At 55.2% G+C, this 14,946-nt stretch carries 15 protein-coding genes and 2 pseudogenes; 6 read left to right on the top strand and 11 right to left on the bottom strand.

What is annotated here, in order from left to right:
* Positions 1–182: 182 nt before the first annotated feature.
* The 3 genes and pseudogenes from tssK to tssB form a co-directional block, all read right to left on the bottom strand.
* Positions 183–956: pseudogene (gene tssK / locus AM329_RS07610) on the bottom strand (type VI secretion system baseplate subunit TssK); the annotation flags it as partial.
* A gap of 13 nt (positions 957–969) precedes the next feature.
* Positions 970–2,499 (bottom strand): type VI secretion system contractile sheath large subunit, encoded by a 1,530-nt coding sequence (gene tssC, locus AM329_RS07615; protein ID WP_032610204.1) that lies wholly within the window; start codon positions 2,497–2,499, stop codon positions 970–972.
* A gap of 40 nt (positions 2,500–2,539) precedes the next feature.
* Positions 2,540–3,031, bottom strand: coding sequence for a type VI secretion system contractile sheath small subunit (gene tssB / locus AM329_RS07620; RefSeq protein WP_003856899.1), 492 nt, complete (start codon positions 3,029–3,031; stop codon positions 2,540–2,542).
* Between the two features lie 594 nt (positions 3,032–3,625).
* On the opposite strand from tssB, the pseudogene AM329_RS07625 reads away from it, so the two are divergent.
* Positions 3,626–5,221 (top strand): annotated as a pseudogene (locus AM329_RS07625) (FAD-NAD(P)-binding protein).
* Between the two features lie 28 nt (positions 5,222–5,249).
* Here AM329_RS07625 and AM329_RS07630 read toward each other — a convergent pair.
* Positions 5,250–5,885: a carbonic anhydrase gene (locus AM329_RS07630; protein ID WP_003857662.1), complete on the bottom strand. Its 636-nt coding sequence runs from the start codon at positions 5,883–5,885 to the stop codon at positions 5,250–5,252.
* Between the two features lie 72 nt (positions 5,886–5,957).
* The gene (locus tag AM329_RS07635) at positions 5,958–6,740 is read right to left on the bottom strand and encodes an MBL fold metallo-hydrolase (RefSeq protein ID WP_032609055.1); all 783 of its coding nucleotides are present in this window, start codon (positions 6,738–6,740) and stop codon (positions 5,958–5,960) included.
* Positions 6,741–6,865: 125 nt separating this feature from the next.
* Here AM329_RS07635 and AM329_RS25455 point away from each other — a divergent pair, with 125 nt between their 5' ends.
* Positions 6,866–7,006 carry a hypothetical protein gene (locus AM329_RS25455; protein WP_003857665.1) on the top strand — a complete coding sequence of 47 codons (141 nt, stop codon included), beginning with the start codon at positions 6,866–6,868 and terminating at the stop codon, positions 7,004–7,006.
* 56 nt (positions 7,007–7,062) lie between these two features.
* Here AM329_RS25455 and AM329_RS07645 read toward each other — a convergent pair whose 3' ends face one another.
* A complete protein-coding gene (locus tag AM329_RS07645; protein ID WP_032609054.1) occupies positions 7,063–8,469 on the bottom strand; it encodes a DUF1996 domain-containing protein in 1,407 nt (468 codons plus the stop codon).
* Positions 8,470–8,613: 144 nt separating this feature from the next.
* The gene (locus tag AM329_RS25865) at positions 8,614–8,781 is read right to left on the bottom strand and encodes a hypothetical protein (RefSeq protein WP_032609053.1); all 168 of its coding nucleotides are present in this window, start codon (positions 8,779–8,781) and stop codon (positions 8,614–8,616) included.
* 245 nt (positions 8,782–9,026) lie between these two features.
* Here AM329_RS25865 and AM329_RS07655 point away from each other — a divergent pair, with 245 nt between their 5' ends.
* From AM329_RS07655 to AM329_RS07670, 4 genes are read left to right on the top strand one after another with little or no spacing between them, the layout of a single operon-like run.
* Entirely contained in the window at positions 9,027–9,857 is an 831-nt protein-coding gene (locus tag AM329_RS07655) for an ABC transporter substrate-binding protein (RefSeq protein ID WP_003857668.1), read from the top strand.
* A 1-nt stretch (position 9,858) separates the two neighbouring features.
* A complete protein-coding gene (locus AM329_RS07660) occupies positions 9,859–10,674 on the top strand; it encodes an amino acid ABC transporter ATP-binding protein (protein ID WP_023324533.1) in 816 nt (271 codons plus the stop codon).
* Entirely contained in the window at positions 10,674–11,420 is a 747-nt protein-coding gene (locus AM329_RS07665; RefSeq protein WP_032609052.1) for an amino acid ABC transporter permease, read from the top strand. The genes AM329_RS07660 and AM329_RS07665 overlap by 1 nt, the downstream gene beginning before the upstream one ends.
* Positions 11,404–12,090, top strand: coding sequence for an amino acid ABC transporter permease (locus AM329_RS07670; RefSeq protein ID WP_032609051.1), 687 nt, complete (start codon positions 11,404–11,406; stop codon positions 12,088–12,090). Before AM329_RS07665 ends, AM329_RS07670 begins: the two co-directional genes overlap by 17 nt.
* On the opposite strand, the gene fumD is transcribed toward AM329_RS07670, so the two are convergent.
* The 4 genes from fumD to AM329_RS07690 all read right to left on the bottom strand — a co-directional run bounded on the left by fumD (position 12,071) and on the right by AM329_RS07690 (position 14,908).
* The gene (gene fumD, locus AM329_RS07675; protein ID WP_003857676.1) at positions 12,071–12,280 is read right to left on the bottom strand and encodes a fumarate hydratase FumD; all 210 of its coding nucleotides are present in this window, start codon (positions 12,278–12,280) and stop codon (positions 12,071–12,073) included. The two genes, AM329_RS07670 and fumD, sit on opposite strands and share 20 nt — an antisense overlap.
* Positions 12,281–12,388: 108 nt before the next feature.
* Positions 12,389–13,201: a MetQ/NlpA family ABC transporter substrate-binding protein gene (locus tag AM329_RS07680; protein ID WP_003857677.1), complete on the bottom strand. Its 813-nt coding sequence runs from the start codon at positions 13,199–13,201 to the stop codon at positions 12,389–12,391.
* A gap of 23 nt (positions 13,202–13,224) precedes the next feature.
* Positions 13,225–13,893: a methionine ABC transporter permease gene (locus AM329_RS07685; protein ID WP_032609050.1), complete on the bottom strand. Its 669-nt coding sequence runs from the start codon at positions 13,891–13,893 to the stop codon at positions 13,225–13,227.
* On the bottom strand, positions 13,886–14,908 hold the full coding sequence (locus tag AM329_RS07690; protein ID WP_032609049.1) for a methionine ABC transporter ATP-binding protein: 1,023 nt from the start codon (positions 14,906–14,908) through the stop codon (positions 13,886–13,888). The genes AM329_RS07685 and AM329_RS07690 overlap by 8 nt, the downstream gene beginning before the upstream one ends.
* Positions 14,909–14,946 lie beyond the last annotated feature (38 nt).

A 14,946-nucleotide genomic window follows, 5' to 3' on the forward strand; every position in this document is an offset into this window, starting at 1 on the left:
CAGGAACCATCACGTTCGCCAGGATCAGGCTGAACATCACTGTTGTCCAACTCGCCGTACGGTCTTACCGCCTCCATGTCATTAAGCGGAATGTCGAAAATACACTCGCCGGCAATCTCTACGCGCTCACTGAGCGCGCGCACCACATCCTCACGCCGCTCATCATCCTGCGTGCGGTACTGGCGGGACGGCGCCTGGTGCAGCTCCGTCAGTACCGGCTCAACGCTGTTGAGGGCGTTCAGCAACCAGAACAGCGATACATCGGCCACCGCGAAGTCCGCCATCCGCTCGTTGCTTTCACGGCGCATTGCCATCAGGCGCTTACGCCGGGCCGCAAGGCGGTGCAGCAAATCACTCAGTTCGCTGAGCAGTAGCGGGCTGGCAGATAAAGAGAGCAGCGGCGGAATAAAGCTCCGCTCCAGTACCCACTGCCCCTGCGCGTTTCGCATCAGTCTCGCCACCGGGCAGGTAAGCCAGGCGCTGTTTTCCTGAGTCGACAGCCGCAGCGTCAGGGCATGACGAAGTACCGTCAGTTCACTGCGCTCATGCCCGGCCAGTTCCTGCACCGTCACCCGTTCAGACTGCCAGCGGCGCGGACGGGCACTGTCCTGCCCGTCATCCAGATTACCGCCGTTGGCGCTGAGGAGTGGCAGACACAGCAGCACTTCAACTGCATCACTCCCCGCCGCTGATAAATCACAGACCGGCGGCAGGTTATCCGCCAGATCTGTGTCCACCAGCGTACCATCCGCAAAGCGCACGCAAAGCCGGGTGGCATTCAGCCGTGAAAGGGCCAGAGCGCCTTCGTCGAACTCCGCACACAGCACACCCCACGGGTTCGCCAGCGCCATCCGGGCCACGGTGTCGGCCACATGTGCATCCCAGCGGGCCTGCTGCTGGAACTGCTGCGGGGCCAGGAAGGCCCCGTCTTCCCATAACGGACGATAAATTTTCATCCCTGCTACCGCCTTACGCTTTCGGCATCTGGCTCACCAGAGACAGGTTCACATCCATGCCTTCCACCTGGAAGTGCGGCACCGCAAACAGCTTCACGCGGAAGAAACCCGGGTTGTCTTCGATATCTTCCACCACCACCTTCGCGTCACGCAGCGGATGAGAAGCCTGCAACTCATCGCCCGGATCGGTCATTTCCGTCACCAGACTACGCACCCAGGTATTCAGCTCCAGCTCCAGCAGACGGCGGTCCTTGGTGGTGCCGATGTTCTCGCGCTGGATGAGCTTCAGGTAGTGCGCAATACGCGACAGCAGGAAGATGTACGGCAGACGGGCGTTGATGCGGCTGTTGGCCGTGGCATCTGCGGTGTCGTACAACGCCGGTTTCTGCGCGGAGTTCGCCGAGAAGAAGCAGGCATAGTCGCGGTTTTTGTAATACGAGAGCGGAATAAAGCCGAGGTTGGCAAACTCAAACTCGCGGGTCTCCGGGATCATCACCTCAGACGGAATTTTCACCTGGTTGCCGGTGCCCAGATCGTACAGATGAATAGGCAGATCTTTCACCGCCCCGCCCGCCTGCGGGCCACGGATCTGCACGCACCAGCCGTTATTGATGAAGCTCTTCACCATGTTTGACGCGAAGGAGAACGACGCGCTGGTCCACAGGTATTTCTCGTGATCCGGGCCTTTCACCTGCTCAACGTAGTTAAAGCTGCGTACCGGTACGGTGTCCGGGCCATACGGCAGACGCCCCAGCACGCGCGGCATCACGAGGCCGATGTAGCGGGCGTCGTCGGTGTCGCGGAAGGATTTCCACTTGATGTATTCCGCGCGGTCGAAGTAGTTGCCGATATCCTTAATTGCAGCGACCTCTTCCATCGAGTCTTTCAGGAAGAATTTCGGACCGACAGAGCCAATAAACGGCATATGTGCGGCAGCTGATACTTTAGAGATGTTGCGTAGCAGCGCCACATCCTGCGGGCTGGCGTCAAATTCATAGGATGAAATCACGGAACCAATCGGCTCGCCGCCCGGGGTGTCGTATTCGGCGGTATAGGTGTGCCAGTAGAGGCCGCTCTGAATAAGTTCCGGCGCGTCTTCAAAGTCCTGACGCAGATCTTCTTTCGACACATCCAGAATTTCGGTTTTCACATTCTGGCGGTAGTCGGTGCTGTCCACCAGCTGCTTCAGGCCGCGCCACAGGGACTCCACCTTCTGGAACTCCTGGTGATGCATTACGGCATCCAGCTGACGGCTGATCTGGAAATCCAGCTCAGCGATATGGTGGTCAATCAGCGTTTTGTCGAGCTTCTCCACCGGCTGACCGGATTTGCGGATGCAGTCCATAAACACCTGCATTGCCGCCGTCAGGCGTTCACCCGCCGGAGCGTCAGAAAGCGCGGCGTCATCCAGAAACGCATTGATATCACCCAGGCTGGAGGCCGGGGTCAGGTTGATTTTTTCAAACAGGGAGGCGTAAACGCCCTCTTTTTCCAGTACGGTGGTCTGCCCCTGCGCGGAGGCGGTTTCAGTATTCACAGACATCAGCATATTCCCGGTTAATCCATTAAATTACACATGCCGCTTATTTCGGGGCCAGTGCACTCATTTCGTCGCGTAATTCCTGAGACAGCGCCGGGTCTTTGAGAATTTTCTCGAGTTCTTTTCTGAAAGTAGCGTTATCAAGGAGATTGGATTTGAGGTCGCGTAATAAATTACGCATGGCCAGCATGGCGCGGAGCTGGGGGATCTGGCGGGCAACCTGTTCAGGTTCGAAATCCTTAATATCGGAGAAATTCAGTTTTATGCTTTCTTCCGAGCCATCCCCGGCCATTGTGTTAGGAACCGTCAGATTCACTTCCGGGTTAAATTCCGAAAGTACGCTGTTGAAGTTATTTTTATTGACGTTAATTTTCTCCCTTTCCGATAATGGGCGATTCTCTTTTCCATTACTGAAATCACCGACGGTGAGGAGTTTAAGCGGCAGTTCGATTTTCTTTTGCGCGCCACCTGTATGCAGAGCCAGCTTTAAATTTATGCGTGCCTTGGGCACCTCATTCTGGAATGAATCGGCCATAGCAGTCCCTTTCTTTAAAAGAAATAAATGTTAAGTGAGTGACGTTTGTTTACAAAGCCATATTAGAGCAAATGTCCATTTGAAATCAACTTTTCAGATCAAAGATCTACAATTGGACTTTTCTTAAGAATATTCCACCAATAAGAATAAAAAAGAACGCCGCGTAGCGGCCTGCCGAAATGCCCTTGCGCGCTTTTTGTGAGCCTGACAAAAAGTTGCTCAAAGGTTGGCTACCAGATTATTTTTTACTTTATCGAAGTGATGGAATAGTCCAGCCACGGACTATTCCATCACTCACAGTTATAAAAATAAGGATAATATTGGCCCCACTATATATTTAAATATCCTATCTCTTTTTTTAACCCCTATCACATACAGATAATCGATAAACCTGGGACCAAACAGTTATTCCTTTCAGAAAATCAGGCAGAATTATATCTAATCAGCAGGGTCAATTGAATTGACTTTCCCATAAATTCAGGAAGGGGCGCAACATCCCCTCTTCTAAACGTCTTAATTTCTCCCTTCATTGAATGACTTAGCCTTTCTCCTGCTACGCTTGTTGTATGGTTCAGAAACGCAGGAACGCTTTCGATGAAAAAAATCGCCATTATCGGCTCAGGCCCAACAGGGATTTACACCTTTTACACACTTCTTAACAACGCAGCGCCGCTTTCGATCACCGTTTTCGAAAAGGCAGACCAACCCGGTGTCGGAATGCCCTACAGCGACGAGGATAATTCCCGGCTGATGCTGGCGAACATCGCCAGTATTGAAATACCGCCCATTTTCATCACTTACCTGGACTGGCTCAAACAGCAGAATGCGGCCCGCCTTGCCCGCTATAACGTCGACAGTGAGAAGCTGCACGACCGGCAATTTCTGCCCCGTATTCTGCTGGGTGAATATTTCCACGACCGGTTTCTCGCTGTCGCTGCCGAGGCGAAAAAGGCTGGGTTTCATATCGAGGTTCACCCCAACGCAGAAGTCACTGATATTAAGGCTGATGCAGACGGCGTGGCCCTTTCAGTGAACGATGCCCCTTTCTCAAGGCGGTTTGATCTTGCGGTTATTGCCACCGGCCACGTCTGGCCTGATGAAGATGAAACCACCCGCGCATATTTCCCAAGCCCATGGTCAGGGCTGATGGAAGCGGAGGTCCGAGCCTGTGAGGTGGGGATCATGGGTACCTCCCTCAGCGGGCTGGACGCTGCAATGGCGGTTGTGATGCAGCATGGCCGGTTTAGCGGGAAGCAGTTCGTTGTCAATAAAGGCAGCGAAGGGCTAAAAATCATGCTGATGTCCCGCACGGGCGTTCTGCCGGAGGCCGATTTTTACTGCCCTATCCCTTATGAACCACTGTCGGTGTTAACGGATTGTGTGGTGGCAAGCGAAATCGACAAAGGCCCGGATGGGCTGCTTGACCGCATCTTTGCGCTGATGGTGAAAGAGCTTGAGCTGGCCGATCCGCGATGGTGTCAGGCGATAGCGCTCGGCACGCTGAATGCCGACACGCTCCGTGATGCCTGGTTTGAGGATCGTAAAAAGCACGGTCCTTTCACCTGGGCCGAAGCGAATCTGAAAGAAGTGGAGCGCAACAAGCGCGAAAAACGCACCGTTGCCTGGCGCTATACCGTGCTTCGTCTGCATGAAGTGGTACAGGCCATCGTCCCTTCACTCAATGAGCATGACAGAGAGCGGTTTAAATCCGGGCTGGAGCGTGTGTTTATCGATAATTATGCCGCCATTCCACCGCAGTCTATCCGCCGGTTACTGGCGCTGCGCGAGGCAGGGATCATTAGCGTGGTCGCACTCGGTGATGATTACGATCTGGATATCGGCAGCGATCAGACCGTCATCACCACGGCAAAAAAAAGTTACCGCTTCGACGTGTTTATCGACGCGCGCGGACAAAAGCCGCTCAGAAACAAGGACATTCCCTTCCCCACCCTGCGTAAACAGCTTGCGGGAACCGGCGATGACGTTCCGGACGTGGGGGAAGACTATACGTTGCTGGCGCCGGCATCACTGCGGGGGCGTATCGCTTTTGGGGCGATCCCCTGGCTGATGCACGATCATCCGTTTGTTCAGGGTTTGTCTGAGTGAGCTGAAATTGGTAAAGCGATGGCGAAAGCGGCTGGAAAACCTGCGTCGGGGGTGCGAAGGAAGTTACCTTACATGGAGTTTTAACAGGGCTTCCCTGCCCTGCGGTGTCGGATTACTCGAAGAAGACTTCCGGGTTTTCCGACAACGACACGAACGATTTAGTGTTCTTGTCCAGGGCAAGGATTTTGCCGCTTTCGATGTCATATACCCAGCCGTGCAGGCGAATGGCATTGTTGCGCAGGCCTACCGCCACCGACGGATGGGTCTTGATGTTGCTCAGCTGCGCAAAGACGTTTTCCTGCACCATCGCATTCACTTTATCGATTGGCTTATCCCAGGTTTTCTTCTCCACGACCGCTTTTGCCGCATCAGAATAGCGCAGCCAGTGGGAAACGGCCGGCATCGGCTCCAGATCGGCGTTGTCAGCAATCGCCTTCATCGCGCCGCAGTTGGAGTGGCCGCAAATAACGATATCGGTCACGCCCAGGGCCACGACCGCATATTCGATGGTCGCAGAGACACCGCCAGGCTCCGGCCCGAACGGAGGCACAATGTTGCCCGCGTTTCGAATGACAAAGAGCTGTCCTGGCTCCTGTTGCGTAACCAGTTCCGGAACCAGACGGCTGTCGGAGCAGGAGATAAACAGCGCTTTGGGATTCTGACTGGACGCTAAACTACGAAAAAGCTCTTTACGTTGCGGGAAAATCTCTTTTTGAAAGCTGAGAAAACCTTCAATGATATGTTGCATAGCCATTTCTCTTTTATCTGTTTTAGTTTAGGTATGATCGCGATCACACTCGTAAAATTTAACCACCGCGTCTTAGCGGAGACAAGCAATATATTTCTGGCCCGACCGCTGCACGATCTCATCTGCGTTCACCGGGATGTTCTGCCCTTCAAAGGCCCCGTACAGGCGCTGGTACGTTTTCCCGGTCAGTCGGCCGATCACCGACTCAACGGTGCGGGCAGGCAGCGGCAGCATATTCGGATAACTCCACATAAACGACACGGCGTCTTTTCCGGGTGTAACCTGCAAAATATCACCGGCCAGCAGCACGCCGTCGCCTGACTGCCAGTGCAGCACCGTGCCGCCTGCAAAATGCCCGCCCAGCCGCAGCAGAGTCACCAAAGACATAATCTCCAGGGCGTCCTCCTCCCAGAAGCGTATCGCCGGGCTGTCACGCATCACCCACTGCCGATCGCTGGCGTGCAGGTAGATCGGCGCGTTAAACGCGGCGGCCCACTCCTGCATGGTGGTGTAGTAATGCGGGTGCGAAATCGCGATCGCGCTGATGCCCCCGAGGGCGTCAACTAACGCTCTGGTCGCCGGGTCAAGATTGGCGATGCAGTCCCACAGAACATTGCCCTGTGGCGTACGCAGCAGAAGCGCGCGCTGGTTGATGGCAAAAGCGGGAACGGTTTTGATGCTGAACAGCTGCGGCTCCAGCTGTTGCCATTTGTTGGTGTGCGTGGTCGTAAGGCTGTAGAAGTCCGTCCATGCCTGGCCCGTCACCGGGACATACTGGCGCTCATCGTCGCAAATCGGGCAGTTTTTGGGCTGTTCATCGTAAGCGGTACCGCAGGTTTTACAGAGTGTAATCATCGGCTTTCCTCAGCAATAAAGCACTGAGTATGGCAGGGATTATCCATATGTGCTGAGGGGTGTCTGGCCCACTTTTTTTGACTTATACTGTGCCAGTATCAAAAACTGAATAACGCAGGTGGCACATGGAAATTGATCTCGATAACTTAGTCTTTAACGGGCTGGATGAAGCAGAAGAGCGCAACGCGGAACGTCTCGACGATGCGGATAAAAAAGCCCAGGCGATTGTCGCCGATGACGACTGCGGCGATGCCTGCAAGATCTGAAGAAAAAGCACCGGGCTCCCCGGTGCTTTTTTATGGATGCCTTTTGCTACCCGATATCAGATCTCCGGCGTTTTGCTAAACCCGGTCAGCATCAGGATCAGGCTTTGGGGAGATGAGCCCGTCTCAAACTGATAGTGATTTCCCTGACGATCGCCGCCGATATACCACGAAATTTCGGTTTTCCCTTCTGCCAGCGCCTTACGCACCACTTTATCCACGTCCACCATCCGGTATTCGCGGGAGTGGTTCAGGTAAAGCACCGCATCCGAGCGGTAGTTGCAGGACGGTCGTGAATGCCAGCTTACGGTGGCCGGATCCCAGTCGTTATTCGCCGGATAGAAGAAGATTTGATCCGCGCCGTTGGTTTCCACTTTCCCGCCAAAAATTCTTACGCGGTATTTAAACTGGGCAGGATCCTGTCCGGCAGGCAGCGGTGGAATGTGGAACTTCACCAGCGACAATGTTTCGCTGTTTTTCGTGCGTCCACCGTTCTTCCAGTTATCCTGCACCAGTAAGACCTGGGGATCGGGCTGTGAAAGTGCGGGTTCCATGCTGCTGAGCCAGACGTTGGCCTTCGCTTTTGAATAACCATACGGCACGGTGGTGCCGCAATCCATTCCGCGGTTCATGCACAGGTCGGTCATAAAGCGCGCGGCATCTTCCGTCCAGCCGTTCATGAAGTCAGCATGTGCCGTATACAGGCTACCCCACCGCTCTTCACGCTCACTGCCATGCATGATGGGGTCGAGGGAAAGCTGGACTTTACTGGTATCCAGAGAGCTAATTGTCGGGAGCACGTACGCAATATTCATGTTCACCGTCGGGATCTTCACCGGGAAGGCGGACGGACACTGTCCTTTCGTATCGTAGGTGGCGTTAGCCAGGCCGTGGGCGGGCTTCAGGTTGACCCCGTCCCAGCAGTTCGGGAACTGAATGCCGATATTAAACTGCACGGCATCCTTCGCCTTGCGTAAGCCGCAGACTTCACCCGTTCTGGTGGTGTAACCCTTGCCATTGGCGCATAAAAAGGTGATATGCGGATTTGGCGCGGTGCCGTGGTGATCGCCCGCCAGCAGCGACAGCCCCGCCGGGAACGGGTGCAGCGGCCAGGCGTCAACGTTCGATGCTTGATAATAGGTTTTTTGATAGGCGGGTTTGACCACCGTTCCGTCCGGCAATTTTAGCGACGGAGCCCAGTAGGCCGAGCTGTCTGCTTTGTTATCGCAGGTGGTCTTTTCCTGGGTACGCAGCGATTCACGGCTGGAGTAAGCATCCGTATGCACGTTACCAAAAAAATCGTGCAGCATAGCCTCGTTGGGCATGCCGAACATCATAATGGCATCATCGCCGAGGGTGTGGGAATAACTGCATACAACATGTGCCTGTGGTCCAGCGTGTGCCGCCTGCATGGTAAGCAGAAGTGCGGTGGCAGAAAGCGCGGGGGTTAATACTGTCCGTTTCATTATTATCTCCATCTGTGAAAGGAGATAGTGGTAACAAAACGGCCATCATTTACCGAGGATTAGCCTGGGTATTTTTCCCTTCATCCTCGCTTTACAGACACCACGCACAACTCATTCCAGTACATTTCGCGCGTCCGGCGCAGTTCAGCGTGACGTTTTATCATGGAACCACTCCGGGTCGATGTTGGCTACGTCCACGCCATACAGGCTGGCGACAGGCAGTATTGACTCAAGAACACGTTGCGCGCTGTTCTCCGCATTCGCTGGTCGGGGCGCAAAAAACCGCCGTAACGTGCTTATCCATTTTTTCATCGTCATTACCCTTCTCGCTTAACCTGTCCTCAGTTAAACACCCAAATTGCGCCGGGGGGAAATATCAAAATCCACTGTCGATGTGCAGGATCTGCAAATAGCGCCCCACCGTCTGCTCTCTTCTTTAACACCTTGTTCACTCATGCTTTTTTTCACATAGCAAAGAACGATTTCTTATTTGGCGATAGCTTTCCCTTATGGGAGCGTAACGGGGTAAAACAAAAACAACGGGATGGCGTATGACTATGGCTGCAAAAATGAAAGGGTTTAAAAAACGGGCGCAGGTTCTGGGATTAGTGGCAGCCTGGGGCCTGGTTTCAGCGCAGGCGCAGGCCGATCGGCTGGCGGATATCAAGGCAGCAGGCGTGGTGAAAGTGGCCACATTTGATGCTAATCCACCCTTTGGCTCGATTGATGCCAAAACGCATGAGATCGTGGGTTACGATGTGGACTTCGCCAAAGCGCTGGCGAAATCGCTCGGCGTCAAGCTTGAACTGGTCACCACCAATCCGGCTAACCGCATTCCGCTGCTACAGTCCGGAAAAGCGGATCTCATCGTGGCGGATATCACCATCACCCCGGAACGCGCACAGGTCATTGATTTCTCGACGCCTTACTTCGTCACCGGCCAGCAGTTCCTGGTCCCGGTAAAATCACCGGACAAGCTTGATGACTATAGCCGGGCACGCATTGGCGCCGTAAAAGGTACGACGGGTGAACAGGCGCTGCACCAGCGTTTTCCGCAGTCCCGCGTCCTCTCTTACGATGACATCCCGCTGGCGCTGACGGCACTGCGCAATGGCAACGTGCAGGCCATTACCCAGGACAGCACCATTCTGGCTGGTCTGCTGGCGCAGGCGCCGGATAAAGCCGACTTCAAAATCCTGCCCGACCTGCTCAGTAAAGAAGAGATTGGCGTGGGGGTGAAAAAGGGTGAAACGGCGCTGCTGAAAGCCGTTAACGATGAGCTGGTTAACCTGGAGAAAAACGGCCAGGCGGCAAAAATCTATGACGTCTGGTTCGGTCCAGGCAGCCCTGCTCCACAGCCTCGTAACTTTAAAATAGAAGCCCGGTAATATGCTCTCAGGTTTATTTTCGCACTCCGCGGCCAATGCCGCGGATTTTTCACGTCTGGAACAGGCCAGCGTTGAGTTTCGCCATGTGGACAAACGCTACGGCGACCATCCGGTTTTAACCGACATTAATCTCACCATCATGCCGGGTGAAGTGGTTGCCATTCTCGGCCCTTCGGGTTCCGGAAAATCGACCCTGATTCGGCTTATCAACCAGCTTGAAAGCCTGAGCGGCGGGGAGATTCTGGTCGACCACAAGCCGACCGGACAGCTTTCCGGCAGCAGGCTACGTCAGTTACGCAGCCGCGTCGGGTTTGTATTCCAGCAGTTCAATCTCTATGCCCACCTTACCGCCAGCCAGAACATCACCCTGGCACTGGAGCACGTTCACGGCTGGAAACCCCTGCCCGCCCAGGAGCGCGCGCTGGCGCTGCTGGAGAAGGTCGGCATGCTGGAGAAGGCGCACCGCTACCCTGCTGAACTTTCCGGCGGACAACAGCAGCGCGTGGCGATTGCCCGCGCTCTGGCCTCGTCGCCGCAAATCATTCTCTTTGACGAGCCAACGTCGGCACTCGACCCGGAGATGATTGGCGAAGTGCTGTTGGTGATGAAAGCCCTTGCCCACAGCGGGATCACCATGATTGTCGTCACCCATGAGATGCAGTTCGCCCGGGAAATTGCCGATCGAATCGTCTTTATCGACGGTGGACACATTCTGGAAACCGCGTCCCCGGCGCAATTTTTCAACCAACCGTCGCATCCGCGTGCGAGGCGGTTCCTGCAAAAAGTGCTGGATCCGCTGCGTCAGGAGCAACTGTAATGCCCGCTCTGGACTGGCAGGGGGTGCTGGCCGGACAGCCCCTGCACTGGATCCTCTCAGGATTTCTCACCACTCTGTGGGTGACGCTGGCGGGGATTATGCTGGCAAGCCTGCTCGCCTTGTTCTTTATGCTTTTGCGGCTTTCCGGGGGACGTCTCGGGACCTCGTTCGTCAGCGGCTGGGTATCGCTGTTTCGCAATACGCCGCTGCTGGTGCAGCTGCTGTTCTGGTATTTCGCCGCCTGGAACGGGTTGCCGCAGGAGCTGCGTGACGCGGTGAATGCAGACCACAGCTGGTCCATTTTGCCCGGTGACGTCTGGTGGTTTACGCCCGAATTTTTATGCTCCGCCTGGGGGTTAGGCGTATTTACCTCGGCGTTTTTAATTGAAGAAGTCGAATCGGGGCTCCGTTCCGTACCTGCCGGGCAACGGGAGGCGGCGCTCGCCCAGGGATTTTCCTCATGGCGTCTGTTTCGCTACATTCTTCTGCCACAGGGGCTCGCTAACGCCTGGCAACCCGTCGTTGGCCAGTACCTTAACCTGATGAAGCTCTCCTCGCTCGCGAGCGGAATTGGCTTCGCCGAACTGACCTACCAGGTTCGCCAGATAGAAAGTTACAACGCCCATGCCCTGGAAGCCTTTACCGTCGGTACGGTGCTCTACTTACTTACCGGGATGGTGACGGGGAGCATGCTGGGGCGCCTCGGCCCCCATTCAGGGAGGAAAAATCATGATCCCCGGATTTAACGTTATTGTCGAAAACCTGGATTATCTGCTTTGGGGACGTGCGATTGCGGGAGAACCCGGCGGCGTACTGCTCTCACTGCTGATGGCCGCTGGCGCCGCCGCGCTTGCCCTGCCCGGCGGGATTGTGCTGGCATGCGTCGCCTGGCGCTATCCCGGCGTGGTGCGCAGTGCGCTGTTTGCGTGGGCAGAGTTGATTCGCGGGATCCCCCTGATCTTCGTAATATTCTGGATGTGGTATCTGCTGCCGCTGATAACCGGCAGGGATCTCCCTGGCGCGACGACCGTCACGCTGGCGCTGGCCTGGTTTACCGCGGCTGCGGTGATGCATTCGGTATTAGCCGGACTGAGAGCTCTACCGTCGGGCCAGAATGAGGCCGCGCTTTCTCAAGGGTTCAGTACGCAGCAAACGCTGTGGCGCGTGCTGCTGCCGCAGGCGCTGAGAAATATTCTGCCGTCGCTGGTGGGGATTTTTATCAGCCTGCTGAAGGATACGTCGTTGGCGTTTATCGTGAACGTTCCTGAACTGACCACGGTGGCGGGACAGGTCAACAACCGGGTGCAAATTTACCCGGCGGCCATTTTTATCTTTACGGGTGTGATCTATTACCTGCTCTGCAGCTCGCTTGAGCTGCTCGCGAAGCGCTGGCGCGTTAGCCGGCCAGCGCTTTAACCACCGTTTCCATCGCTTTGGTGGTCAACTCACTGCGCTTAACGCGCTGGTTCGCCAGCGCGGTACGCAGTACGCCCGCAATGACAATATGTTTCGGCTCCTGCCCTAAATCACGCATTTCGAGAACGACCTTGCCTACCACCCGACACATCTCCTGGTACAGCGCTTCGTCTTTGGTCACATTGCCCATTGCCATCACTCCGTTGCCCTAAACCGTCAGCTTAAATCATTCGTCGGCTGGATACAAAAAAGAAGCCCGGCGTGTTGTTCGCCGGGCTTCGTCTGGAAAATCAGTCGATTAGTTGTTAACCGGGATGACTGCGCCTTTGTATTTGGTGCGGATCCAGTCCTGAATCTCTTTGGAGTGCAGCACGTTCACCAGCGCGACGATATCCTTCTTCTTCTCGTCACCGCGATGAACGGTAATGATGTTGGCGTACGGGTTATTCTCACCGCTTTCAACCGCAATTGGATCGTGGACCGGATCCAGGCCAGCATCAATCGCGTAGTTGGCGTTGATCACCACCGCAGCACCTTCGTCGTTGTTGTACATCTGCGGCAGCAGAGACGCTTCGACGTTAGGGGTAAATTGCAGCTTTTTCGGGTTCTCCACGATATCGCTGATGCGCGCGGTCACTTTATCGATGCCCGGCTTCAGCTTGATCACGCCCTCTTTTTCGAAGATGGAGAGAATACGCCCTTCCTCGGAAACCGCATCACGCATGATGATTTTGCCGCCTTCCGGCAGATCCTTCAGCGATTTGTATTTTTTTGAATAGATACCGATCGGCTCAATGTGGATTGCGCCCGCACTGACAAAATCATAATCCTTATCGCCCGCGTGATCTTTCAGCACGCTGTTCAGGTAAGGGATGTGCTGGAAATAGTTGGCGTCAATGTCATGCCCCGCCAGCGCAGTGTTTGGCAGTATGTAGTCCTGGAAGGGTTTAATCTCCAGATCGATCCCCTGCTTCGCCAGAATCGGCTTAGCCTGCTCCAGAATTTCCGCGTGGGGGGTATTGGACGCCCCCACGGTGAGCGTGTCCGCCCAGGAGGCAAAGCTCAGGGCGCTCAGGGTTGCGGCGGCGATCAGTGTCAGTGTCTTTTTCATGATGTGGTTCCTGTGTGTATTTATTAGCGTTTATCTAACAGTGAAGTAATGGCATCGCCGCAGAACTGGATAATGAACACGATGATCAGAATGGTCACCGTTGCCACCAGCGTGACGTCACCATGGTTGCGCTGGAATCCTTCCAGATAAGCCAGATTTCCCAAACCGCCGGCACCTATCACCCCTGCCATTGCGCTGTAGCTCACCAGCGCAATCAGCGTCACCGTCATACCTGAAACCAGTGCGGGTGAGGATTCCGGCAATAAAACCCGAAATACTAACGTGCTCAGCCGCGCGCCCATCGAACGCGTGGCCTCAATGACCCCTTTGTCCACTTCTCGCAGGGCAATCTCGACCAGACGGGCGTAGAACGGCGCCGCGCCCACAATCAGGGCGGGCAGCGCAGCGTTAGCGCCGAGAATGGTCCCCACAACGGTCTTGGTGAACGGGATCAGCAGAACGATGAGAATGATGAACGGAATCGAGCGGAACACGTTCACCACAATCGACATCACGCTGTAGACCGTGCGGTTGTGGAATAACCCGCCGCGGGCGGTTAAAAACAGCGCCAGACCGAGCGCGATCCCCAGGACAAACGTCGCCACGCCGGAAAGCGCAGTCATGTAGAGCGTCTCCTGGGTTGCAGCCCAAAGTTGATCCCACTTCAGGTGCGGAAAGAGATTCTCAGCCATGTTTAATCACCTCGCCTTCAATATCGCTGTGCTGCAGGTCGGCGAGGATATTGTTCAGTTGTTCATCAGATGCCACGACGTGCACCCAGAGTTGACCAAACACGCCGTGAGCGGTTTGGGTCATTTTTCCGTGCAGGATGTTAAACGGCAGGCCGTAGCGCAGCGTCAGTTCGCCCACAATCGGTTTATGCGTGCTGTGCCCGGTAAAGGTCAGCCTGATAACCGTACCTTCCAGATCGTTTGCCAGTTCGGTATTGAAGGTTTCTTCTTCAGCATACTGGCTCACCTGACGGACAAACTGCTGCGTAATCGGCTGCTGCGGATGTGTAAAGACGCTCAACACGTCGCCCTCTTCCACCACCTTACCGTTCTCCATAACCGCCACGCGGTCGCAGATTTTGCGCACCACGTGCATCTCATGCGTAATGAGTACGATGGTCAGGTTAAAGCGACGGTTAATGTCCAGGAGCAGATCGAGGATCTGATCGGTGGTTTGTGGATCCAGCGCCGAGGTGGCTTCATCACACAGCAGTACGTCCGGATGATTGGCCAGCGCGCGGGCAATGCCCACACGCTGTTTTTGCCCGCCGCTCAGCTGCGACGGGTAAGCATTCTCGCGTCCCTTCAGGCCGACCAGCTCCACCAGCTCGGCAACGCGAGCCTGAATTTGCGCTTTTGGCACACCGGCAATTTGCATTGAAAAGGCGATGTTTTCCTTCACCGTGCGCGACCAGAGCAAATTAAAGTGCTGGAACACCATGCTGATTTTCAGGCGTGCCTGACGCAGCGCTTCTCCCTTCGCGGCGGAGATATCCTGACCGTTAATGGTGACGCTGCCGGCGCTGGGCTTTTCCAGACCGTTCAGCAGACGGATCAGCGTACTTTTCCCGGCCCCGCTGTAACCGATGATCCCGTAAATCTGTCCCTGCTCTATCGTCAAGTTGACGTTATCAACGGCTGTCAGCGCCAGCTTTCCGTTGTCAAAGACCTTCGAAATATTGCTGAGTACGATCATTCTTATTCGTTATCCGTTACGCATATAGCGGTTTAGCA

Origin of the sequence: Enterobacter cloacae complex sp. AR_0002 (assembly GCF_001922365.1) — a bacterium.
Classification (GTDB): domain Bacteria; phylum Pseudomonadota; class Gammaproteobacteria; order Enterobacterales; family Enterobacteriaceae; genus Enterobacter; species Enterobacter hormaechei_C.